General features: G+C 33.4%; 20 protein-coding genes. 14 read left to right on the top strand and 6 right to left on the bottom strand.

From position 1 onward, the window contains the following. The first annotated feature begins 92 nt into the window (after nt 1-92). The 9 genes from IRZ83_RS05100 (at nt 93) to IRZ83_RS05140 (ending at nt 7,880) form a co-directional block, all read left to right on the top strand. A complete protein-coding gene (locus IRZ83_RS05100; RefSeq protein ID WP_194567229.1) occupies nt 93-1,547 on the top strand; it encodes a glutamate synthase subunit beta in 1,455 nt (484 codons plus the stop codon). 312 nt (nt 1,548-1,859) lie between these two features. After that, nucleotides 1,860-3,083 (top strand): diaminopimelate decarboxylase, encoded by a 1,224-nt coding sequence (lysA, locus tag IRZ83_RS05105; protein WP_194567232.1) that lies wholly within the window; start codon nt 1,860-1,862, stop codon nt 3,081-3,083. Nucleotides 3,084-3,533: 450 nt separating this feature from the next. Next, on the top strand, nt 3,534-3,929 hold the full coding sequence (locus tag IRZ83_RS05110) for a DUF5004 domain-containing protein (protein ID WP_194567234.1): 396 nt from the start codon (nt 3,534-3,536) through the stop codon (nt 3,927-3,929). 29 nt (nt 3,930-3,958) lie between these two features. Continuing rightward, a complete protein-coding gene (locus IRZ83_RS05115) occupies nt 3,959-4,408 on the top strand; it encodes a hypothetical protein (RefSeq protein ID WP_194567236.1) in 450 nt (149 codons plus the stop codon). A gap of 63 nt (nt 4,409-4,471) precedes the next feature. Then, nucleotides 4,472-4,834 carry a hypothetical protein gene (locus tag IRZ83_RS05120; RefSeq protein ID WP_194567238.1) on the top strand — a complete coding sequence of 121 codons (363 nt, stop codon included), beginning with the start codon at nt 4,472-4,474 and terminating at the stop codon, nt 4,832-4,834. Next, nucleotides 4,831-5,991: a DUF1624 domain-containing protein gene (locus IRZ83_RS05125; RefSeq protein WP_194567240.1), complete on the top strand. Its 1,161-nt coding sequence runs from the start codon at nt 4,831-4,833 to the stop codon at nt 5,989-5,991. The genes IRZ83_RS05120 and IRZ83_RS05125 overlap by 4 nt, the downstream gene beginning before the upstream one ends. 148 nt (nt 5,992-6,139) lie before the next feature. After that, nucleotides 6,140-6,466 carry an ArsR/SmtB family transcription factor gene (locus IRZ83_RS05130; protein WP_029268623.1) on the top strand — a complete coding sequence of 109 codons (327 nt, stop codon included), beginning with the start codon at nt 6,140-6,142 and terminating at the stop codon, nt 6,464-6,466. Further along, a complete protein-coding gene (locus IRZ83_RS05135) occupies nt 6,456-6,959 on the top strand; it encodes an SRPBCC domain-containing protein (RefSeq protein ID WP_194567242.1) in 504 nt (167 codons plus the stop codon). The genes IRZ83_RS05130 and IRZ83_RS05135 overlap by 11 nt, the downstream gene beginning before the upstream one ends. Before the next feature lie 243 nt (nt 6,960-7,202). Continuing rightward, complete coding sequence (locus tag IRZ83_RS05140) at nt 7,203-7,880, top strand: GNAT family N-acetyltransferase (protein WP_194567244.1); 678 nt, start codon at nt 7,203-7,205, stop codon at nt 7,878-7,880. Between the two features lie 67 nt (nt 7,881-7,947). Here IRZ83_RS05140 and IRZ83_RS05145 read toward each other — a convergent pair whose 3' ends face one another. Beyond that, entirely contained in the window at nt 7,948-9,483 is a 1,536-nt protein-coding gene (locus IRZ83_RS05145; RefSeq protein ID WP_029268618.1) for a YifB family Mg chelatase-like AAA ATPase, read from the bottom strand. Between the two features lie 696 nt (nt 9,484-10,179). Further along, a complete protein-coding gene (locus tag IRZ83_RS05150) occupies nt 10,180-11,157 on the bottom strand; it encodes a Gfo/Idh/MocA family protein (protein ID WP_194567245.1) in 978 nt (325 codons plus the stop codon). Between the two features lie 131 nt (nt 11,158-11,288). On the opposite strand from IRZ83_RS05150, the gene IRZ83_RS05155 reads away from it, so the two are divergent. The 3 genes from IRZ83_RS05155 (at nt 11,289) to IRZ83_RS05165 (ending at nt 17,306) form a co-directional block, all read left to right on the top strand. Continuing rightward, on the top strand, nt 11,289-14,288 hold the full coding sequence (locus IRZ83_RS05155) for an amidohydrolase family protein (protein ID WP_029268609.1): 3,000 nt from the start codon (nt 11,289-11,291) through the stop codon (nt 14,286-14,288). Between the two features lie 37 nt (nt 14,289-14,325). Beyond that, entirely contained in the window at nt 14,326-15,633 is a 1,308-nt protein-coding gene (locus IRZ83_RS05160) for an amidohydrolase family protein (RefSeq protein WP_194567246.1), read from the top strand. Nucleotides 15,634-15,980: 347 nt separating this feature from the next. Further along, nucleotides 15,981-17,306: an ammonium transporter gene (locus IRZ83_RS05165; protein WP_029268605.1), complete on the top strand. Its 1,326-nt coding sequence runs from the start codon at nt 15,981-15,983 to the stop codon at nt 17,304-17,306. A gap of 171 nt (nt 17,307-17,477) precedes the next feature. Here the strand turns inward: IRZ83_RS05165 and IRZ83_RS05170 are convergent, their stop codons facing one another. The 3 genes from IRZ83_RS05170 to IRZ83_RS05180 all read right to left on the bottom strand — a co-directional run bounded on the left by IRZ83_RS05170 (nt 17,478) and on the right by IRZ83_RS05180 (nt 22,307). Further along, nucleotides 17,478-19,574 carry a protein-disulfide reductase DsbD family protein gene (locus IRZ83_RS05170; RefSeq protein WP_194567248.1) on the bottom strand — a complete coding sequence of 699 codons (2,097 nt, stop codon included), beginning with the start codon at nt 19,572-19,574 and terminating at the stop codon, nt 17,478-17,480. After that, nucleotides 19,574-20,884, bottom strand: coding sequence for a tRNA lysidine(34) synthetase TilS (gene tilS, locus IRZ83_RS05175; RefSeq protein WP_194567256.1), 1,311 nt, complete (start codon nt 20,882-20,884; stop codon nt 19,574-19,576). The genes IRZ83_RS05170 and tilS overlap by 1 nt, the downstream gene beginning before the upstream one ends. A gap of 124 nt (nt 20,885-21,008) precedes the next feature. Next, nucleotides 21,009-22,307, bottom strand: a complete 1,299-nt coding sequence (locus IRZ83_RS05180) for an anthranilate synthase component I family protein (protein ID WP_194567258.1) — start codon at nt 22,305-22,307, stop codon at nt 21,009-21,011. 185 nt (nt 22,308-22,492) lie between these two features. Here IRZ83_RS05180 and IRZ83_RS05185 point away from each other — a divergent pair, with 185 nt between their 5' ends. Both IRZ83_RS05185 and IRZ83_RS05190 read left to right on the top strand, forming a co-directional pair. Then, nucleotides 22,493-23,389, top strand: coding sequence for a DUF4349 domain-containing protein (locus tag IRZ83_RS05185; RefSeq protein WP_194567260.1), 897 nt, complete (start codon nt 22,493-22,495; stop codon nt 23,387-23,389). A 206-nt stretch (nt 23,390-23,595) separates the two neighbouring features. After that, nucleotides 23,596-23,970: a DoxX family membrane protein gene (locus IRZ83_RS05190; protein ID WP_029268596.1), complete on the top strand. Its 375-nt coding sequence runs from the start codon at nt 23,596-23,598 to the stop codon at nt 23,968-23,970. 60 nt (nt 23,971-24,030) lie between these two features. On the opposite strand, the gene IRZ83_RS05195 is transcribed toward IRZ83_RS05190, so the two are convergent. Next, a complete protein-coding gene (locus IRZ83_RS05195) occupies nt 24,031-24,573 on the bottom strand; it encodes a lipocalin family protein (RefSeq protein ID WP_029268593.1) in 543 nt (180 codons plus the stop codon). Nucleotides 24,574-24,600 lie beyond the last annotated feature (27 nt).

Below are 24,600 nucleotides of genomic sequence, written 5' to 3' on the forward strand. Positions count from 1 at the left end.
TCTGAGTTACAAAGGTGCAGAGGTACTAAGGTTGAGTTTATCAACTCACTTCTCACATTTCACATCTCACAACTAAATTTAATAAAAATGTCATGGGTAAAATAGGCGGATTTAAAGAATATAACAGAGCCGACGAAAGTAATTTAGCAGTTGCAGAACGTGTTTCGAACTACAACGAATTTACTATTCCGTTAGCAAAAGATAAAGTAAAAGAACAAGGTTCAAGATGTATGGATTGTGGTATTCCTTTTTGCCACAGCGGTTGTCCGTTAGGAAATTTAATTCCGGACTTCAACGATATGGTACATCAGGAAGAATGGCAGGGTGCATTAGAGATTTTGCAGTCTACCAACAACTTTCCGGAATTTACAGGCCGCTTATGCCCTGCTCCATGCGAAAAAGCATGTGTATTGGGAATCATAAAAGATCCTGTATCTATCGAAAATATCGAAAAAAACATTGTTGAAATTGGTTTTGCAGAAGGATGGATCAAACCTCAAACTCCAAAAACAAGAACAGGAAAAACAGTTGCCGTTATTGGTTCAGGACCTGCGGGACTTGCAGCAGCACAGCAATTAAACAGAGCCGGACATACGGTTACGGTTTTTGAAAGAGACAATGCAATTGGCGGTTTATTACGTTACGGAATTCCGAATTTTAAATTAGAAAAAGAAATTATCGACAGACGTGTAGCAATCCTTGAAGCAGAAGGAATCACTTTCAAAACAAACGTAAATGTTGGAATTAATTTTAGTGTAGCAGAATTGAACGCTTTTGATTCTATCGTTTTATGCGGAGGAGCAACAGAAAGAAGAAGCTTGCCAACTAAAGGAATCGAAAGTAAAGGCGTTGTTCAGGCAATGGATTTCTTAACACAGCAAACTAAAGTTTTATTTGGAGAATCTATTCCAAACCAAATTAAAGCAACTGGTAAAGATGTAATCGTTATTGGTGGTGGAGATACAGGTTCTGACTGTATTGGAACTTCAAACAGACACGGAGCAAAATCGGTAACTAACTTTGAGATTTTACCAAAACCTCCAGTTGGAAGAAGCGAATCAACTCCTTGGCCTTTCTGGCCGCTGCAATTGAAAACATCATCTTCTCACGAAGAAGGCTGCGACAGAAACTGGTTAATCAACACTAAAGAATTCATTTCTAACGATAAAGGCGAATTAACCGGATTAAAAACGGTTGAAGTAGCATGGAAAATGACTCCAGGTCAGCGCCCTGAATTAATCGAAAAAGAAGGTTCTGAGAAAATCTGGCCTTGCGATTTGGCTTTATTAGCTTTAGGATTTACAGGTCCGGAGAAAACTTTAAGCGAGCAGTTAGGAATCGAAACTGATTTTAGAAGCAACTATAAAGCACACAATTATCAAACAAATGTTCCTCACATTTTCACTGCCGGTGATATGCGAAGAGGACAATCATTAATTGTTTGGGCAATTTCTGAAGGCCGTGAAGCCGCAAGAGAAGTAGATTTATTTTTAATGGGTTCTACCAACTTGCCAACCAAAGGAAACGGAGATTTACCGAGTTTGTAAACTAAGTTCCTAAGATACTAAGTCGCTAAGGTTCTAAGTTTTAGAAAAAAGGCACTGAGATACTAAGTCTCTAAGATTCTAAGTTTATTTTTCTTGGAATTTTAGAGACTTTTTTTTACTTCGTTAAGAATTGTACTAAAAACTTAGTAACTTAGTCTCTCAGCAACTTAGAAACTTTAAAAAAGATTTACAAAAATCTTTTTTTAGTCGATTTTTGTTTAAAAACAAACAATTTGTTACAATTTGTTATTTTTCTGCAAAAAATTTGTAGTTACTCAAAAGTGTAATAACTTTGCTCAAAATAGTTTAAAAATGCAAGCAAAAGATTTACTGCAGTTAGCAGACCAATTTGGAAGTCCATTATATGTTTATGATGCCGAAAAAATCCAATCTCAGTACAATAGGTTAACTAAAGCTTTCTCTAAGGTAGAAAACTTAAGAGTTAATTACGCCATGAAGGCATTGTCAAATGTTGCGATTCTTCAGTTATTAAAGAACATGGGTTCTGGTTTAGACACTGTATCGATTCAAGAAGTTTTATTGGGACTTCATGCTGGCTATGATCCTGACAAAATTTTCTTTACACCAAACGGAGTTTCTCTAGAAGAAATCGAAGAAGTTGCTGCAATGGGTGTTCAAATCAATATTGACAACTTATCTATTCTGGAGCAATTCGGAACAAAATATCCACAAATTCCGGTATGTATTCGTATCAATCCGCACGTAATGGCGGGTGGAAATGCTAACATTTCTGTTGGACATATCGATAGTAAATTCGGAATCTCTGTTCACCAAATTCCACATATCTTACGAATTGTGGAGAACACAAAAATGAGCATTGTTGGAATTCACATGCACACAGGATCTGATATTTTAGATATCGAAGTATTCTTGTATGCTGCTGAAATCTTGTTTGATACGGCAAAACACTTCAAAGATCTAGAATTTTTAGATTTCGGAAGCGGATTCAAAGTTCCTTACAAAAAAGACGATATCGAAACAGACATCGAAGAATTAGGTAAAAAATTATCTAAAAGATTCAATGCTTTCTGTGCAGAATATGGTAAAGATTTAACGTTGATTTTCGAACCAGGGAAATTCTTGGTGAGCGAAGCAGGTTTCTTCTTAGCAAAAGTAAACGTAGTAAAACAAACAACATCAACCGTTTTTGCTGGCATTGACAGTGGTTTCAACCATTTAATCCGTCCGATGTTTTACGGTTCACAACATTATATCGAAAACATTTCAAACCCAAAAGGAAAAGAGCGTTTTTATTCCGTTGTAGGATACATTTGCGAAACCGATACTTTTGCCAACAACCGCAGAATTTCAGAAATTACTGAAGGAGACATTTTAGCTTTCAGAAACGCCGGAGCGTATTGCTTCTCAATGGCATCAAATTACAATTCAAGATACAAACCAGCCGAAGTTTTATGGAAAGACGGAAAAGGAATCTTAATCCGTCAGCACGAAACTTTTGAAGATTTGCTTAAAAATCAAATTCCGTTGCCAGAAGAAGTTGCTGCAACAGTTTAAAATAAAAAAAAAGAGAATATCTACGAAGTCCCGTTTCTTAATTGAAATGGGATTTTTTTTGTTTTTTTGTTTCACGCAGATTTTGCAGATTGAGCAGATTTTATTTTTGATAATGTCAAGCTAGGCGAAGTCAAAGCCTTTAACACAATCTTATTGTAGACTTCGGTAATTCTTAAGACTATAAAGTTGAGTTTACTGTCGCAAAATAAAACTCGATAGCTTAGATTTATAATCTTCCCCAGAAAAAGAATCTTTACTAGCGCAAACATCAAAGCTGTCATGAGCGAGAGACTCGCACTAGCATATGAATAAATCTTTAGTTTTTCTACATAAAAATGAACCTTAATTAACTCAAATAAAAATATTATTTTAGCAAAGTTCAAATTCAATTACTTTAGCAAGCAAGCTAGTAATTCAGAAATTTATTAAACAAAAAACTAACCTTTAAAAATGAAAAAATATCTTTTTATCTTATCGATCTTATTATTTTCTAATCATATCATTTCTCAAGAAATTAATCAAAAAAATATAATTGGAAAATGGAAAGTGATTAAAGTTTTAAAGAAGATTGACAATCCAAATCTAAAAGATATAGTTAAAGGTTTTAGTACCGCAACATTTGAGTTTAAGCAAAACTCAGATTTTAAATTAACAACAGAGAACGATTCAAAATCATTTTCAATGATTGCGAATATGACTAACAATTCTAAATGGTTATTAAACAAAAACAATTATGTCATTCATATTGGCGAGAATATTTTAAAAATAATTATAACTGAAGTCAATGGTAAAACAATTTTCCATTTGAGCGAAACAGAACTTGATTTAGAAGTAAAAAAAGAATAAAAAAGACCAAAAACCAAACCTGAAAACCAATGAAACTCACCATTCCCCTATCAACACTCCTCATACTTCTTACCACAAATTCATTCAGCCAGACCATTGCTGATTTAAAATTAAAACCTAAAGAAATTCCAAAAGGCTACACCTTAAGCGACGGTCAAATTTGCGTTACGAATGCGGCTTGTAATTTTTACACTGATATTGCCACTTACAGCAACATTATTGGAACCGTAAAAAGCAAAGCAATTCAGAGTTTTAAAAATAGAGCAGATAGCGGAAGTATTATGTATATTGAATTTGAAAACAGATTTAAAGGCGATAGATTTCTGCAAGGATTGCTTTGGGGAAAAGACGGTCAGCCGACAGACGAGCATCCGGAAGAATATCTTGCATTGGGAAAATTTCTGATCATCTGGAGTTTTCATCCGGACAGTCCCGTCAAAGAAAAGTCAGAAACCAAAATAGAGTCGATTTTGCAATAATCAAAAAACATATTTCAGAAACTTCTTTTATTGTTTTTAAGTAACTTTACTGAAAAAATCATAATGAAACCACAAATACGAATTCTGCTTTATTCTATATTATTCTTTTTATACCTGATCTCAACGTCATTTTTACTGACAATAGGCGAAAAATTAAAAACAGATCCGTATATCACTTTGGGCTGTGGTTTTGCTTTTTTCAATCTCATTTATGCTTTCATGACCCTAAAATGGAATGTTTTGTTAAATATAATCTGCTCTGTAGCAATTGCAGCATTAGCTTTATTTTTAGCTTTGAAGTTTACAAATTTACATCTGCTTTTAAAGTACGATCCGTATCAGGTTAAAACTGCCATATTCGCCAATGCCATTTTTTCGATTATTTTTTGGGAAATTGTCTATCAGGTGAAAGTTAGAAAAAAATGAAACGCCTACCTTCAATAGATATAGTCCGCGGTATTGTAATGATCATTATGGCTTTAGATCATGTTAGAGATTTAATGCATATCGATTCAATTACTCAAAGTCCGACAGATTTGGCGACAACCACGCCTCTATTGTTTTTTACGCGCTGGATCACGCATTTGTGCGCACCTACTTTTGTTTTCTTGGCAGGAACATCCGTTTATCTTTCTTTAAAAAACAAAAATAATTTACAAGAAACGAGACAGCATTTACTCAAAAGAGGCTTGTTTTTATTATTGCTAGAATTTACTGTTTTCAATTTTGGATTGTTCTTCGATATTGGCTTTCATACACTTTTGTTTGAAGTAATAGCCACGATAGGTTTTGGATTTATTGTTTTAAGCTTCTTACTAAAAGTCCGTTCTCAAATATTGGGCAGTATTGGACTCGTAATTATTTTTTGCCATAATCTTTTACCGCTTATTCCGTTTTCAGAAAATTCAGTTTTAAAAACCATTTTATCGCCTTTATTTGGTCCTGTCGTCTTTCCGTTTTCTGGAAGAGTATTTATAATGGGCTATCCTCCTATTCCTTGGCTGGGAATTATGCTTATTGGTCTTGCAGCAGGGAAATTCTTTGAAATGGCAGAAGAACGAAGAAAAAAAATATTCATAAAAATTGGTTTTAGCGCTATAGCTTTATTTGCAATTATTCGTTTTATCAATATTTATGGAGATCCTGCTTTATGGGCTGTGCAGAAAAATGCCTTATTTACCTTTTTATCTTTCATGAATGTAACCAAATATCCGCCATCGCTCTTATTTGGTTTGATTACTTTAGGCATTATGCTTTTATTGCTTGCTTTCGCAGATCAATTTAATAATGGAATTAAAAGAGTAACTTCAGTCTACGGAAAAGCACCTTTATTTTACTTCATTGTTCATTTTTATGTCGTTCACATTTTAACTCTTATTATGCTGTTGATACAAGGTTTTAATTGGTCGCAATTCGAATTTGCAACTGGAACCTTTGGACGTCCAAAAGATTTGGAAAGCGGTGTTGCACTTTGGGCAATTTATCTAATTTGGATTTTTGTCGTTATATTACTTTATAAACCATGCGAATGGTTTGGAAATTATAAAGCAAATAATAAATATTGGTGGTTGCGGTATATATGATTTAAACTTTTTTTCTAAATTCATTAGACAAAATACAGTCCAGCTCTCTATTTTACTAAATCGGATAAAAAAAATAGCAAAACCGTTTTACGGAAATAAAAGTTGCGTATATTTGCAACTGATTAGTTGCGTATTTAAATAAATCAAAATGAAACGAGATATTTTTCAAGCTATTGCAGACCCCACCCGAAGAGCGATTTTAGTATTAGTAGCTACAAATGCTTTGACACCTAATGCTATTGCAGAACAGTTTAATACCACAAGACAAGCTGTGTCTAAACACATTAAGATTCTCAGCGAATGCGAATTATTAGACGAACAAAAAGTGGGAAGAGAAATTTATTATCAACTTAAAATTGACAAAATGAAAGAAGTTGACAAATGGCTGGAACAATTCAAAAAAATATGGGAAAGCCGTTTTAGCCAACTGGATCAAGTATTAATAAATCTAAAATCTAAAGAAAATGAAATCTAATCTTTTAATGAATTTTACTGTAGACAAAGAAACGAGTACTGTTAATGTAAAACGTGAATTTAATGCACCGATTTCGGCTGTTTGGTCGGCTTGGACAGAACCTGAAATATTAGACCAATGGTGGGCGCCATCTCCGTGGAAATCTAAAACAAAAAAAATGGATTTTACAGAAGGTGGGCGAAGACTTTACGCCATGATTGGACCAGAAGGTCAAGAACATTGGGCAATTGCTGATTTCACCTCTATAACACCGAAATCAAATTTTAAATATTTAGATGCTTTTTCAGACAGCGAAGGCAATTTAAATATTGATTTCCCACGTTCTGACTGGAATGTCAATTTCTCTGAACAAGGAAATTCTACTATCGTAGATATTGCCATTAAGCACGATAAACTTTCTGATTTAGAGAAGATAATAGAAATGGGCTTTAAAGAAGGTTTCACCATTGCCATGGAAGGTTTGGACAAAATATTTGCTTCCAAAGACAAATAATTTTTTTTTCAATATCATAAAAAAATCCCGTTTTCAATATAATCGGGATTTTTTGTTTTAAATCTAATTCAATTTCTGTACTTTAAATTTGTATTTTAGATCATCAGAAATATCATTTCTAATACGTAACTCCAGTTAATATCATCGTAAAAAACACTAAAGGAGATTTAGGCAAATCGTCTGATCCTGTTTTAATGAAAGCATTAACATTGGAGTAAAATAATTTTTATAAGAGATAGATTCATGAAAAAACAATCAGAGACAAAATTGGATAATCCGGTTTGGAATGCACTTGCAGAAACTCATTCGGCATTTGCAATTGATTATGGAAATACAAAGTTTTACAATCCTAATTATTGTACGTTTGGAGGTTTTTCGGAATTAGAAAGCACTTTTGATGCAACACGTCAATATGCGTCTTTAACTGAAAGTTTTTTTATTGTTGGAGAAAAACCGTCTCTTCCAGATTCGTTGAAAATTGAAAAAGAATTAGTTTGCCTTCAAATGATTGTTTACAACAAAATAGAACAGCCCATAAATAATGAAATTGTAAAACTTACTCAAAAACACAATGATGATTTAGTTCATTTGGTAAATTTAGTACAGCCAGGATATTTCAAAAACAAAACGGCATCACTAGGAAATTATTACGGCATTTTCAAAGACAATCAATTAATTGCTGTAACTGGAGAACGAATGAAAATGAATGACTTTACAGAAGTAAGTGCCATAATCACACATCCTGACCATACCGGAAAAGGCTATGCAAAACAATTAATAGCTCATTGTGTAAATACTATTTTTGATCAAAATAAAATTCCTTTTCTACATGTTGTTGAAAGCAATGTAGGTGCAATCGCTTTATATGAAAAACTAGGTTTTATAACCCGAAGAGAAATGAGTTTTTGGAATATTAAATAGTAACAATTAACAATTAACAATTAACAATTAACAATTATCAATTAACAATTATCAATTATCAATTAATTTACCCCAGCCACCCATCACGATCCAAACTTCTGTATTGAATTGCTTCGGCAATATGCTGTGAAACTACGGTTGGCGCTGCATCTAAATCGGCAATTGTGCGGGCGACTTTCAAGATTCTGTCGTATGCTCTGGCAGAAAGATTTAAGCGTTCCATTGCAGTTTTCAGCAATTCTTTTGATTGTTCGTCGAGCGCACAAAACTCCCGAATCAATTTACTGCTCATCTGTGCGTTATAATGTATATTTTCAATTTCTTCGAATCGTTTGGTTTGAATTTCACGAGCTGCGGTAACACGTTTTCTGATTTCGACACTGCTTTCGGCTTTTCTGTCATCGGCTAATTTCTCGAAAGGAACAGGCGTAACTTCAATATGAATATCAATTCGGTCTAATAAAGGTCCAGAAATCTTGCTCATATAACGCTGCATTTCATGTGGTGATGAAGTATTCGGCATGCTCGGATCATTAAAAAATCCGCTCGGACTCGGGTTCATACTTGCCACCAACATAAAAGAGGACGGATAAGTCACCGTAAATTTAGCGCGAGAAATCGTTACTTCACGATCTTCCAAAGGCTGTCGCATTACTTCTAAAACATCACGTTTAAATTCTGGCAATTCATCTAAAAATAAAACTCCGTTATGCGCCATCGAAATTTCGCCAGGCTGCGGATAACTTCCACCGCCAACAAGTGCCACATTCGAAATAGTATGGTGCGGACTTCTAAAAGGTCTTTGATTCATCAATCCAACTTCTTTTAATTTTCCGGCAACACTATGAATTTTAGTTGTTTCTAATGCTTCGCGCAAAGTCATGGGTGGCAGAATACTCGGTACACGTTTGGCAAGCATTGTTTTTCCTGCTCCCGGCGGTCCAATCAAAATAATGTTGTGACCTCCAGCTGCTGCAATTTCCATACAGCGTTTTATACTTTCTTGACCGCGAACATCAGAAAAATCAAATTCAGGAAAATCTAAGGTTTTGTAAAACTCGGCTCGCGTATCAATAACAGTAGGTTCAAGCGTGCCTTTTCCTGCAAAAAAATCGATAACTTCCTGCAAGTTTGTAACGCCATACACATCAAGCCCAGCAACAATGGCAGCCTCTTTTACGTTTTGAATTGGGAGAAAAAATCCTTTATAACCTTCTTCTTTTGCTTTTATGGCAATTGGCAAGGCACCGCGAATAGGCTGTAAACTTCCGTCAAGCGAAAGTTCTCCCATAATAATATATTCTTCAATTGCCGGCGCTTTTATTTGGTCAGAACCTACTAATATTCCCATTGCCAAAGGCAAATCGTATGCAGAACCTTCTTTTCGAAGGTCGGCGGGCGCCATATTGATTGTGATTTTTTTTCCCGGCAAACTTAAACCGTTGTTTTTAAGTGCGGCTGCAATTCGGTAACTGCTTTCTTTAATTGCATTATCTGGCAATCCAACTAAGTGATAACCAATTCCTTTATCCATATGTACTTCGACTGTAATAGTCGTTGCTTCTACTCCAAAAACAGCGCTTCCGTAAACTTTTACTAACATAATAATTCTTTCATTAATTGTTTTTAAAACTAATGAAAAAATAATTATTGTAAATATTTTATTACAAATAAATTTAAATTAAAATGAAAGTCGAATCTCAATTTTAATCTTCTCCACAATCTTACTTAAATCCAAATTGTGATGTTAATTAATTATTGGTGTTAAACATTTTAAATGTTAGCCTTAGCATTTAATAATATTCGATATACAACAAATCTTTATTTATATTTTTTATTTCTGTATGAAATTGCTTCATTATTTTATTTATGTTTATAAAATAATTATAGCACTATTAATTATATTGTAAACCCTATACAAGGAAACTCTAATTGCAATTATCCAAAATATTAACATAATTTAATTTTTTAAAATATTTTTAAAGTTATGCATTTTTTAAAATTACCGCCAACTTATTATCTATAATTTATTAACTATAATTTGGGTAAAAATTCCATTGTAAATATCAGTAATCTAAACCATTAATTTTAATTTACATACCGACAATTAAATAAACACAACAATTTTTAAAGGTAGTCTAGGGTTAAATTAAAAGCTATTTTGACTCTTTCATATTCTTTTGCGAGTAGATTGTTGCTTTACAACTGATTTATAAATAACAATCACTTTATATCAAATATATTATTTTCTTTTTTCACATTAGAAAAGTACTCTTCCTTAATTAAATTGATAATCACATTACGTAAAACTTAACCCAATCTTATTTTTAATTTCCTCCACAATCTTACTCAAATCCAAACTATTCTGATGTGACCAAAGTGTACTTTCGATTTGATTGTTTCTAATGCATTGATGGCATTCAATCGCTTCATGCGTATAGCCTTTTCCCAAATTTGGCAAACTAAAATTTTCTTCTTTTCCATCTTTAAAAATAGAATATCCATCGGCAATGTACCATGGAGCGTTCAATTCAATTCGGCCATTGTTTCCAGAAATTGCTGCTTTCATATCAGAATCAGAAACGATAGAAGCCTGCAAAACAGCTTGTGCATTTTTGTATTGCAAAATCATTGAAGTCTGCAAATCGATTCCGTTTTTATGAAAAATTGATTTCGCTACAATTTCTTTTGGAATCCCAAGCAGTATATAAGAAAGAAATAAGGGATATACTCCAATATCAAAAAGAGCACCTCCACCCAAATTTTTATCAAAAAGCCTTCCTCCTTCTATCTCATTTCCGTAAAAAGCAAAATCAGCCTTAACCGATTTAATATCACCGATTATTCCTCCATCTACTTTTTCTAAAACTTCACGAACCGTCGGAATAAATCTTGTCCAGAACGCTTCCATAAAAAATTTATTATTCTTTTTAGACGATTCAATCATTCTTCGTGAATCTTCATAAGACAATGCCATAGGTTTTTCGCACAAAACATGTTTGCCATGTTCTAAAGCTTTAATAGCTAATTCGGCATGCGAATCGTGCGGAGTTGCAATGTAAACAATCTCAACTTGATCATCGGCAAAAAGTGCATCGTAAGAATCATATGTTTTTGAGCAATTGTATTTTTGGGCAAACTCATTTGCTTTGAAAATATTTCGAGAGGCAACTGCCACTAAATCCGCATCTTCCAATAATACTAAGTCGGCAGCAAATTGATTCGCAATATTTCCTAAGCCAACGATTCCCCATTTTATTTTATCTAAATTTCTCATACTGTTATTTTTAACGTTTTAATCAACGTTTTAGTAAAAACTTTAGTCAAAATAAAGAAAAAACATTTTAAAAAAATAAAAGCAGTATAACATATATTTCATATTTTTAGCAACAAATTAGCAAATACCATATGAAAAAAGCCCTACTACTACTCTTTTTGAGTGTTTTTTTAACAAAAACATACGCTCAAGATTATTTTCCTGTTAATGAAAGTGTACATAACAAAAGCAAAAATTACACTGTTTTTACAAATGCCACGATTTATGTAACCCCAACTCAAAAAATCGAAAAAGGAACTTTACTTATTCAAGACGGTAAAGTCGTTGCAGTTGGAACAACAGTTGCAATTCCTAAAAACAGCATTACAATTGATCTGGCAGGAAAAACAATTTACCCATCATTTATTGATATTTACACCAATTTTGGAATTGAAAAACCAAAAATGAACGCTACACCTGGACGTAATCGTAACCCGGTATACGACACAAAAAGAACTGGCTATTACTGGAACGAAAGTGTAAGACCAGAAGTTAACGGTTACGAAACTTTTAAATACGATCAGCCAAAAGCCGACGAGCTTTTAAAAGCTGGCTTTGGTGTTGTGGGAACTCATATTCCTGACGGAATTGCTCAAGGAACCGGAGCTTTGGTTGCCTTAAACAATGAAGACAATAGCAAACAAATTATTGCGAACAAATTAACAAATCACTTCGCATTTTCAAGAAGCGCACTTACTAATCAAGCATATCCAAGCTCTTTAATGGGGATGATGGCACTTTTGCGCCAGATGTATTTAGACTTAGACTGGTACAAAAAAGGAAATTCTGAAACTAAAGACTTATCATTAGAAGCATTGGCAAATAATGAAAAACTAGTTCAGATTTTTGCTTCTGAAGATAAATTAAACAGTTTGAGAGCAGCTAAAATCGCTAAAGAATTTGGTTTGAATTATGTTTTAAAAGGAAGCGGAAATGAATTTGAAAGAATCGAAGAAATTAAAGGAACGAATGCTAAATTCATCATTCCGATAAGTTTTCCTGAAGCTTATGATGTTTCAAATCCGTACTTGTCTAACCAAATTGAATTGGCAGATATGCGTTTCTGGAATCAGGCGCCAACAAACTTAAAAGTACTTTCGGATAACGGAATTGTTTTTGCCTTGACAACAGACAAATTGAAAAAGATTGAAGATTTTAAACCCAATCTTTTAAAAGCCATTAAATATGGTTTTGATAAAACAAAAGCTTTAGAAGCTTTAACCACTGTTCCGGCTGCAATACTTGGAAAAAGTGACGAAGTTGGAAGTTTAAAAACAGGAAGTTATGCCAATTTCATCATTACTTCTGGAGAAATTTTTGACGAGAAAACAGTTTTATACGAAAACTGGGTTCAAGGTTCTAAATTTATCGTAACAGATATTAACGCAAAAGATATTCGCGGCAACTACGACTTAACAGTTGGAAAAGATACGTATAAATGGAAAATTGACGGAACTCCGGAAGCTCAAAAATCTGACGTAACTACTGTTGATGCTAAGAAAGTAAAAAGCACTTTTTCTATTTCTAAAAACTGGATTTCATTGGTTATCAAACCAGCAGATACCATCAAATCGAATTTTACACGTTTGACTGGATTTGTAGAAAAAGCAGAAAATTTATCCGGAAAAGCGGTATTGTCAAACGGAGACGAATTAGTTTGGACAGCTGTAAAAACGAGTCCGTTTGTTGCTGTAAAAGATTCTGCTAAGGTAGAAAAACCAAATCCGATCATGCCTGTAACGTATCCGAACGTTGCTTTTGGTGATACAAAAAAACAGACTGCTCAGACTTTATTATTTAAAAACGCTACTGTTTGGACGAATGAAAAAGACGGAATTTTAACTGATACTGATGTTTTAATTAAAAACGGAAAAATCGCTGCTGTAGGCAAAAATCTTGCTGATGCCGGTGCAACTGTTATTGATGCAAAAGGAAAACACATTACCAGTGGTATTATTGACGAACACTCCCACATCGCGATTTCTAAAGGTGTAAACGAAAGCGGACACAACTCAACTGCTGAAGTTACAATTCAAGATGTTGTAAACTCAGAAGACATTAATATATACAGAGATTTAGCGGGCGGTGTAACTATTTCGCAATTATTGCACGGATCTGCAAACCCAATTGGCGGTCGTTCTGCGATTGTAAAATGGAAATGGGGTTCATCTGCAGATGAAATGTTATATAAAAATCAGCCTAAATTCATCAAATTTGCTTTGGGTGAAAATGTAAAACAAGCAAATTGGGGAATTGATAATCCGACTCGTTTTCCACAGACAAGAATGGGTGTTGAACAAGTTTTTACTGATTATTTTCAGCTTGCAAAAGAATATGATGAAAGCTGGAAAAAATTCAACGCAGGTTCTAAAAAAGGAAAAGCCCCAAGAGTCGACTTAGAATTACAGACTCTTGCTGAAATTTTAAACAAAGAGCGTTTTATTACTTGTCACTCTTATGTAGAGTCTGAAATTTTAATGTTGATGAACGTTGCTGAAAAATTCAACTTCAGAGTAAATACTTTCACTCACATTTTAGAAGGTTACAAAGTGGCTGATAAAATGAAAGAGCACGGAGTTGGAGCTTCTACTTTCTCTGACTGGTGGGCCTATAAATTTGAGGTTAATGATGCAATTCCGTATAACGGACCAATCATGCATAACGAAGGCTTAGTTGTAGCTTATAACTCTGATGATGCAGAAATGTCTCGAAGATTGAATCAAGAAGCGGCAAAAGCAGTGAAATACGGAAACATTTCTGAAGAAGATGCGTGGAAGTTTGTAACACTGAATCCTGCAAAATTATTACACATTGATGATAAAGTAGGAAGTCTTAAAGTGGGCAAAGATGCCGACGTTGTTTTATGGAGTGAAAACCCATTGTCTATATATGCTAAAGCAGAAAAAACAATTATCGAAGGTGTTGTTTATTTTGATATCGAAAAAGATGCTCAAAAACAATTGGCTGTAACTAAAGAAAGAAGTGCTTTGATTGGACAAATGCTGCAGGAAAAAAACAAAGGAAACAGCACGCAACAGCCAACTAGAAGAGAGAAAAAAGAATATCACTGTGATACTTTAGAGCAGTTATAAAAACTTTAGAAAACTCATAATGATAAAAAAAGACAACATGATAAATAAAAACATATATAAATTACTGCTGCTGTTTTGTGCTTCTGTACAAATAAATGCACAGCAAATACCGGCTCCAAAACAATCCAAATCGGTTTTGATTTTAAATGCGACGGCACACTTGGGGAACGGAACTGTTATTCAAAATAGTGCAATTGGATTTAAAGACGGGAAATTAACTTTAGTAGCCGATGCATCAACAATTAGATTGGCTGATGGCGCATACGACACCACTATTGATGCAACTGGAAAACATGTATATCCCGGATTTATTGCTTCTAACTCAACTTTGGGATTGGTAGAAATTGATGCCGTAAAATCATCAGGTGACGAGGAAGAAATTGGAAGTTTTAATCCAAATGTAAGAAGTATTATTGCTTATAATTCTGAATCGAAAGTAGTCGAAACTGTTCGTCCGAATGGAATTTTAATTGCTCAGGTTACACCTCGTGGCGGAAGAATTTCTGGAACTTCTTCTGTAGTTCAACTAGATGCTTGGAGCTGGAAAGATGCTATCTTAAAAGAAAATGACGGAATACACCTTAACTTTCCATCAAATTTTAAAAGATCTGGAACTTGGTTTGAGCCTGGCGTTATCGAAGCAAACAAAGATTATCCAAAACAGGTTGAAGAAATAAATGCTTTTTTAATCAGTGCAAAAGCCTACAATCAAACTGCTCCTAAAGATAGAAATCTAGTTTTAGAAGCTACAAAAGGATTGTTTGATGGAACACAAACACTTTATGTTCACGCAGATGAAGAAAAGCAAATTGTAGATGCGATTCAATTAGCAGCAGACAATCAAATCAAAAAGATTGTTATTGTTGGGGGATTTGAAGCTTACAAAGCAACAGCTTCATTACAAAAATATAATGTTGGCGTTTTATTAAGACGTGTACACGACATGCCGACAAGCGATGATCAAGATGTGAACTTGCCTTATAAAATGGCAAAATTGCTAGTTGACAAAGGTATTGTTGTTGGTTTGGAAAACAGTGGAGAACACGAACGTATGAGTGTGAGAAATCTGCCTTTCTTAGCAGGAACCTGCGCTGCTTTTGGCTTAGACAAAGAAGTTGCTGTACAGCTAATTACTTTAAATCCTGCAAAATTACTAGGAATTGATGCAACCTGTGGTACCTTAGAAACTGGTAAAGATGCAACTTTGTTTATATCTGAAGGTGATGCGCTAGACATGAGAACAAATAAATTGACTACTGCGTTTATTCAAGGAAGAGCAATCAATTTAGATACTTTTCAAAATAAGCTGAACAGAAAATTCAAAGAAAAATACGGTCAGAAATAGGTATTAAACTAGTTTTATTTTTTTATAAAAAAGGCATCATTTGAAAATTCATTTGATGCCTTTTTATTTGAAAACAAAATCATTTTAAGAATTTTATCAATTATTTAAACACAATTACTCTTAAATTTAAAATTATTTAACAAGTTTTTTATCAACGGCACTTCGAAATATTTCTATTTATAGTTTCAAGATTAATAAAAACCAAATTTTAAGTCCATTTTAACAAATACACGCAAATTAGAGGGGGTTAAATTTAAAAATTAACAAAAATTAAACATTAGACTCTATTTTTAATAGGGGTGTCGAATGATTTTATATTTTTATAAAAAATTTAAAACTAAATAACTATGCGAAAAATTATTTTAAGTGTGATACTCATCACAATTTTATTACTATCTATTTTTTCTCTCTCATTTGTTACTGAGTCAAAAACATTAGGCGCACACGTTGTCGAATTAAAACTTGACACCGGAGATACTGCTTGGATGGTTGTTGCAACCGCTTTTGTATTATTAATGACTCCAGGATTAGGATTTTTCTATGGAGGTATGGTAGGCAAGAAAAACGTAATTAGTACTATGCTTCAAAGTTTTATGGCAATGGTAATTGTTACAGTTCTTTGGGTAGTAATTGGTTTCGGATTGTGTTTTGGGCCGACAATTGGCGGCTTCATCGGAGATCCTTCATCAAATATATTTTTTCAAGGAGTAAGTGCCAACACTGCTTGGGAATTAGCACCAACAATCCCAATGATTCTTTTTGCTTTATTTCAAGCAAAATTCGCAATCATTACTCCAGCATTAATAACAGGAGCTTTTGCTGAACGTGTACGTTTCTGGGCTTATTTATTGTTTATGGTTTTATTTATCATTTTCATTTACGCTCCATTATGTCATATGACTTGGCATCCTGACGGAATGTTCTTCAAATGGGGAGTACTTGACTTCGCTGGTGGAACTGTAGTACACATGAGTGCTGGTTGGGCTGCATTAGCTGGAGCAATCTTCTTAGGAAAACGTAAAGTACAAAAAGTTAATCCTGCTAGAATTACGTATGTATTATTAGGTACAGGTTTATTATGGTTTGGATGGTTTGGTTTCAATGCAGGTTCTGCTGTCGGAGCCGGAAGTCTTGCTGCACAAGCTTTAGGAACTACTACAATCGCTGCTGCTTCTGCTGCTATGGCTTGGGTTTTCCTTGATAAAATATTAGGACACAAATTATCTGCTATGGGTGCTTGTATTGGTGCTGTTGTAGGTTTAGTTGCGATTACACCTGCTGCAGGTTTCGTTAGTATTCCTCACGCTCTGGCAATTGGTATTATTGCTGCAGTTATAAGTAATCTTGTAGTAAGCAAATTCCCTAAAGGAAAAATCGATGATGCTCTTGACGTTTTTGCTTGTCACGGTGTTGGTGGAATGGTCGGAATGTTATTAACTGGTGTATTTGCTTCTAACGCGGTAAACTCAGTAGTTGGTGAGCACCAAGGTTTAATTTTTGGTGATGCTACTTTATTCTTAACACAATTAAAAGCATTAGTACTTGTTTCAATCTTTGCTTTCGTAGGTTCTTACATTTTATTCTTTGTTGTAAACAAAATAACTCCTCTAAGAGTTACTGAAGAAAAAGAAGAATTAGGACTAGATATCTCTCAGCACGGAGAATACTTATAAGAATTAATTTCCATTATTTGCCATTATAAAAAAAGTCCTCTAAGCATAAAAAACTTAGAGGACTTTTGTTATTGCAGAGTTAGATTGGAGATTTTAGAATTTAGATTTCAGAGTGTAATTCTGACTTATTCATATAACTAATAACTAATAACACATAATTCAATAGTTAACTTACTTGAAATTAGAAATCCCTTCTTTCAGCCAATTTAAATATTCTTCTGTACTTACATAACTAATTGTAGGCTTAGAATTGTTTAAATTCTTTCCTTCTAAATCAGTTATAACATATAAAGGCTGTGTATTTGTTTTGTATTTTGAGATCATAAAATCGGTCCATTTATCACCAACTGTTTCTATTTTATCTCCCGCTGCAGTTACAAATTGTTCTTCTTTTGGTAATTCTCTTTTATCATCAACATAAAGCGAAATCAAAACAACATCATTTTTTAATATTGGTAAAACCGTTGGATCAGACCAAACATTGTTTTCCATTTTTCTACAATTTACGCATGCGTAACCAGTAAAATCAAGCATAATTGGCTTATTAATTGATTTTGCAAAAGCCAAACCATCTTCATAATCGTGAAAAACCATAATACCATGTGGCCCTAATTCTGCACCTTCTGGCATACCTTTTATATCTCCATTAACAGTTGCATTGCTTGAACCTCCTACTCCAAACGGACTTTCGCTATATGTTGGCGGAGGCGGAAAAGCACTGATTAACTTTAATGGTGCTCCCCAAAGTCCTGGAATTAAATACACCGTAAACACAAGTGTAAGTAATCCTAAATACAATCTTCCAACAGAAATATGCTGTAGAGGACTATCATGTGGCAAGGTAATTTTTCCAAACAAATAAAGAGTTAAAGCAGCAAAAATGGCAATCCAGATTGCAATGAAAACTTCTCTTTCTAATAAATGCAATTGTAAAACTAAATCGGCATTTGATAAAAATTTTAACGCTAAAGCCAATTCTAAAAATCCTAAAACAACTTTTACTGTATTTAACCAGCCACCTGATTTTGGCAATGAATTTAACCAGCCTGGGAACATAGCAAATAACATAAATGGCAAAGCCAATGCTAATGAAAACCCAAGCATACCAACAACTGGAGCAATTCCTCCGTTCGAAGCGGCTTCAACCAGCAAGGTTCCAACAATTGGCCCAGTACATGAAAATGAAACAATAGCCAAGGCCAAAGCCATAAACAATATTCCAATTAATCCACCTTTATCTGCCTGTTGATCTGCTTTATTTGCCCATGAATTTGGAAGCATAATTTCGAAAGCACCTAAAAATGAAGTTGCGAAAATGATTAATATTATGAAGAAAATCAAATTAAACCAAACATCTGTAGACAATGCATTTAACGCATCGGCTCCAAACACTTTCGTAACTATTAAACCTAATATTACATAAATTGCAATAATCGAAAGTCCATAAAAAATAGCATTACGAATACCTTTTGCTCTGCTTTTGCTTTGTTTGGTAAAAAAACTTACCGTCATTGGGATCATCGGAAAAACACAAGGTGTCAGCAAAGCGGCAAAGCCAGAAATAAAAGCGATAAAAAAGATCGACCATAAACTTCTTGAAGGCGCTGGTGCGGGCATATCATCTTTTGATATTGGCGCATCTGCAGTTGTTTTTACAACTTGTTTTTGAGCTGGATCTCCAGCTTTTTTTACCGTATCAATTGCCAAACCAGCAACTTTTGTTTCATCTAATTTCGACTCAACTATAGCTGGAACAGCAGACATTTTAAACGTTGACGGAATCGTGATGGAGAATTTTTTATTCGAATTGATACAAACTTCTTTACAAACCTGAAAATCAAAATCAACATCAACTGTTTTTAAATTTGGGTTGATGATCGTTATTTCTTGTTCGATGTGTGCTTTTCCTTCGAAGAAAGTTTCGTTTACTCCAAAAACATCATTAAAAGCCGTTTTGGTTTTTCCTTCTTTGGCTTTTCCAACCAATTCGTAATTCCCTTTTTGATTCTTAAATGCAATTTCCAGTGCGAGCGGTCCGCCATCTGGCGTAAATTGCGAATACATATGCCAGTCTTTTTCAATCGTTCCATCAAAAATTAAAACGGCATTATTTCCTGCTTTTTTTTCAATTTTAGCGGTCCATTTTACTGGCTCTAAAATTTGAGCATTGCCTTTTGCAAACGCAAAAAAGAAAAACAGTAAAAATAAAATGGATTTACTCCAAACACTTCTTGGCACTATCGCCTGACGGTCTTGATTAAAGTTCATTATTGTAGTTCTATTTTAAGTATTTTATTTGTGGTATTTTCGATTCTAAAACGTTCATCCTGTCTAATGCCGACAATCCAAACTATTTGATTATCAGAAGATAAAATCCAAGTTTTTTCTTTCTCAATCAAAGACAATTTTTCGTCTTTAAAGAGTTTGCTTACTTTTTTAGATTTTCCCTGCATTCCAAAAGGATGAAAAACATCTCCCTCATTCCATTTACGTAAAACTAACGGAAACTGGATTTTTTCAGCGTCAACAAATATAGCCTTATTTGAATCTATTGTTATATGATCTACTTTACAAAGACTCAATTTTAAGGGAAAATTAACTTCTGTTTCGTTTTCTCTAATTTCGAATTCGTCTTTTTCTGACATTTCAGAAATCGGACTTAAAATCAATACATTTCTGTTTTTCAGCAATCTAAACTCAGTAGAAAAAACTTGTTTTCCCGACTGTCCTTCAACTAAATCATAGATATCATTCCATGCCAAAAAACCAAATTCATTCAGCCATTGGTACAAATACGATTTATAATTGGGTAATTTTTTAAGTTGATTTAGATCAAAATGAATATCTTCTTCCACTTCTTTCGCTACTTGCTGATAAATCATAATCGATGCGTCTTCAACCATTTCTTTTGATTCTTGGAGATACGATTGTGTTTTTTGAAAAGCATTCAAAAAGTTCGGATTGATTTCTTTTAAAATAGGAACTAAATCATGACGAATTTTATTTCGGAGGTATTTATTCGAAGCATTACTGCTGTCTTCTCTCCACTTGATATTATTTTCTTGAGCATATTTCAGAATTTCTTCTCTTGAAAAAGGCAAAAGCGGACGGATAATTTTATCATTTTGTTCCGGAATTCCAGTTAATCCTTCTAAACCCGTTCCGCGTGTTAAATTGATAATAAAAGTTTCAAGATTGTCATCAGCGTGATGAGCCGTCAAAACATAATCAAAATTTTTGGTTTCTAAAAGTTCGTAAAACCAGCTGTATCTTAATTCGCGTGCGGCAACTTGGGTAGATAATTTATAATCTTTTGCAAAAGCTTCGGTATCAAATTGCGTGGTAAAAACTGAAATATTATTTTGATCGCAATATTCCTGAATAAAATTCTGATCGCCAAAACTTTCTAAACCGCGCAATTGAAAATTACAATGCAAAACTGCAATTTCATAAGGTAATTGATTTAACAAATGCAATAAAACCATGCTGTCTAAACCTCCGCTAACAGCTAAAAATAGTTTTTTCTCTTCCAAAAATGGAAATCTAGAAGTGATGTGATTTTTAAATTTTGAAAGCATTTGATAAATGTAAAAAATTAAACTCTATCTATTTTTAAATGAAATGTTAACCGTGTCTTTTTTTTGCTCCGAATATTTTCACGCAGATTCTGCACTAATTTGCAGAATCTGCGTGAAAAAAAACTTACTGCAAAACTTCGTGCATTGCTTTGGCTTTCAATAAGCATTCTTCATATTCTTTTTCAGGGATGGATTGCGCTGTAATCGCACTTCCAACAGAAAAAGAAACGTATTTATTTTCCTGATTGTACAAGATACTTCTGATAACTACATTAAAATCAAAATCACCTTCTGGAGTAAAATACCCAACTGCTCCGCTATACAAGCCGCGTTTGGTTTCTTCGAGATTTTCGATGATTTTCATTACCGAAATTTTTGGCGCTCCTGTCATACTGCCCATTGGGAAAGTAGTTCTTAGAACATCTATTGGTCCATATTGAGGATCTAATTTTGAAGTTATGGTTGAAATCATTTGATGAACTTGCAAAAAAGAGTAAATTTTGCAGAGTTCAACTACTTCTACAGAGCCTTTTTGTGCAGTATGCGATAAATCATTGCGAACCAAATCAGTAATCATGATATTTTCAGCACGCTCTTTTGAATCAGATTCTAAAAATTGTTTTGATTTTTCATCTTCAATCGAATCTTGAGATCGTTTTGAAGTTCCTTTTATTGGCTGCGAAATAATCTTATTCTCAATTTTCTTCAAGTAACGTTCAGGTGAAGCCGAAAGCAAATATTGTGTATGATTTTTAAAGAAAACTGAAAACGGCGCCTGTGAAATAGCATTTAGTTTTTGGAATTTCTCTAACGAATTTATTTCAGCATTTTCAGCAAAAAATTCCATACAGAAATTCGCTTCGTACATATCTCCTTTATGAATATGCTCCAACATTTTAGTTACTTTTTCAACATATAATTCTTTTGAAATTCGCTGTTTAATTTTCAGAGCTGTTGTGTTTTCAACTTTTGCATCTAGACTACGGGATTGACTTTCAACTATTTCTTTGAAATCATCTTCGACCTCATCATCACAAAGCAATAAATATTGAATTTCGAGTTCATCTCCCTTTAATAAAAATATTTTTTTAGGCTGAAAGAAGAATAAATCCGGGAAGCCTAATCCATCAAAATTAGAGGATTCCAGTTCTTCAACATCATTTTTTAAATCATAAGAAAGACAACCAAAAAGCCAGTCTTTAGTTGTTTGCTGATATTGTTTTAAATCATCAAAAGCATTTTGAAAATCGGTTTTTAAAGACGTAAAAGCATCTACAGCTAATAAAAAGTCAAAGCTCGAATATTCTTGCGGATAGGAATTGCTATCTAAAAAAACGATTTCTCGAAACTGCTGTGACCAGCCTAAAAGCTGCTGTTTAAATTGTTCTGGATTTGAAATCTTTTTATGAATGGAAACTCTCAAAAATGAATGGATTTTAGACTTCAAAATTACGACAAAAAAAATCCTTCAATAAAAGAATCCTAAAAAAAATATTGGCACACTTTTTAGTACATCGAGTTTATATCAATTAATAAAAACAATTTAACAACAAAAACATATTTACATCGCGTAAATATTCTATTTATTAATCAAATTTTTAAAAATTTATGAAAACAATTGCAAAATTAGGCTTGACTACCTTAGTAATTATCGCATTACTATTTTCTTGTAAAAAAGCAGATTATGCTACTAGCAAAGAATCAGCAGATTACGCATCCGCAGCAGACAGCACTGCAGTATCTTCATCGGCAGCGGTGGAGAAAAAAGACAGCAAACAAAAATTCATTCGAACTGCTGATATTAAATTCAAGGTTAAAAGCGTCGTCAAATCTACTTATGCAATTGAAAATGCTACCCAAAAATTCGGTGGTTTTGTTACTTATACCAATTTGCAAAGCAATATTCATGATCAGATTAAAACTAAAATCAGCCAGGACAGCACTTTAGAAACTACTAAGTATTCTGTCGAAAATAATATTACGATTCGTGTTCCCAATACCCAGCTAGATACCGTAATAAAAACAATTGCAAAACAAATCGATTTTCTTGATTTCAGAATTATCAAGGCAGATGATGTTTCTTTGAAGTTATTAGCCAATCAGCTTTCGCAAAAAAGAAGTAAGGTCAGCGAAAAAAGAGTCGAAAAAGCAATTGATGCTAAAGGCAAAAAAATTAATGATATTATCGAGGCTGAAAACTCTTTGGATGACAAAAAAGAAGCCAATGACAATCGCACTATTGATAATCTATCAATGCAGGATCAGATTAATTTCAGCACAATTAGTTTACAGCTTTATCAAAACGAAACCATCAAGCAAGAAATAACTGCCGGCGAAAGAGACAGTGCATTTTACAAACCTAATTTAGGAATTCAAATTTTTGATTCTTTAAAAACTGGCTGGTACATTTTGCAGTCGATTTTGGTTTTCTTTCTTAACCTTTGGCCGTTTATTCTAATTATTCTAGGCAGCATTTTTGTCTATAAAAAATACGGAAAGAAATAAGAAAAGTGTTAATAAAATAGCAATATCGTAAGTAAAAATTCGTTATATTTGATATAGCATTCAATTAATCCCAAAATAGGACAGTATTGATTGTATTATCCTCAATAAAATGGCTTTTAAAGTTGAATTTCATTTTATGAGAAGTTCAGATTATAATATTCTCAGCACATAAATTATATTTTTAACCTATTAAAATCCTAAATATTATGAAAATTGCTACTATTATTGTCCGCGTTTTAATTGGCCTCTTATTGCTTTTTGCCTCGATTAGTTATTTTTTCCATCTAATGCCAGAACCAGAAACGACAGGGAATTTTAAAGCCTTTAATGTCGGTTTAATGGCTTCAACTTATTTAATGCCTTTGGCAAAATCAATCGAATTGCTTTGTGGCATTGCATTTGTAACTGGGCGTTATGTTACATTGGCTAATATTTTGATCTTACCTATAACAGTAAATATTTTATTTATCAACTATTTCTTAGCTCCAGAAGGTTTGCCAATTGCGGCACTATTATTTGCTGCTAACTTATTTTTGATTTACAGATATTGGAATAATTATAAAAGTGTTTTCACTGCATAAAATCATAATCAATTAAAAAAAAACAAACCCGGCAGCTTTTAAACTGTCGGGTTTATTTTTTTAATTGGTTTTATCATGTTTGACCCAAACTAGATCGGTAACATTATAACCAATTTCTTGTGCTTTAATAAGATAATCTGCTTTTACACTTTCAGGAATTGTAGCTTCTCTTGAAAGAATCCACATGTATTTTAGGTTTTCTCCTGCTACAAGTGCATATTTATAATCTGGATCAATGGCAATTACATTATATCCTGAATAAAAAGGACCAAAAAATGAGACCTTTAGCATTCCAACATCGTCCTTTTTGACAAACTTGGCTTTCCCAATGCTTTCTTCCCATTTGTCTTTTTTGACATTATAGCCCTTATTATCTACTTTTATTGTGCCGTTATCGTTTAAAGAATATTCGGCAGTTACATTGTCTAAATTCTTTTCCCATTTATAATCTAATCTGGCAATTTCAAACCATTTTCCCAGATATTTTGCTTTATCAAATTTTTTGACAGCTGCAGCTTTCTTCGGAATTGTTGATCCGCAAGAATAAAGTACAAACGCAATTCCTGCCCCAAGAAGAATTGGAGCTATATATCTATTTTTCATAATGTTATCTTTTAAAGAAAGTAAAGA

It is taken from the genome of Flavobacterium sp. JLP (assembly GCF_015350755.1).
In the GTDB taxonomy this organism is placed as follows: Bacteria; Bacteroidota; Bacteroidia; order Flavobacteriales; family Flavobacteriaceae; genus Flavobacterium.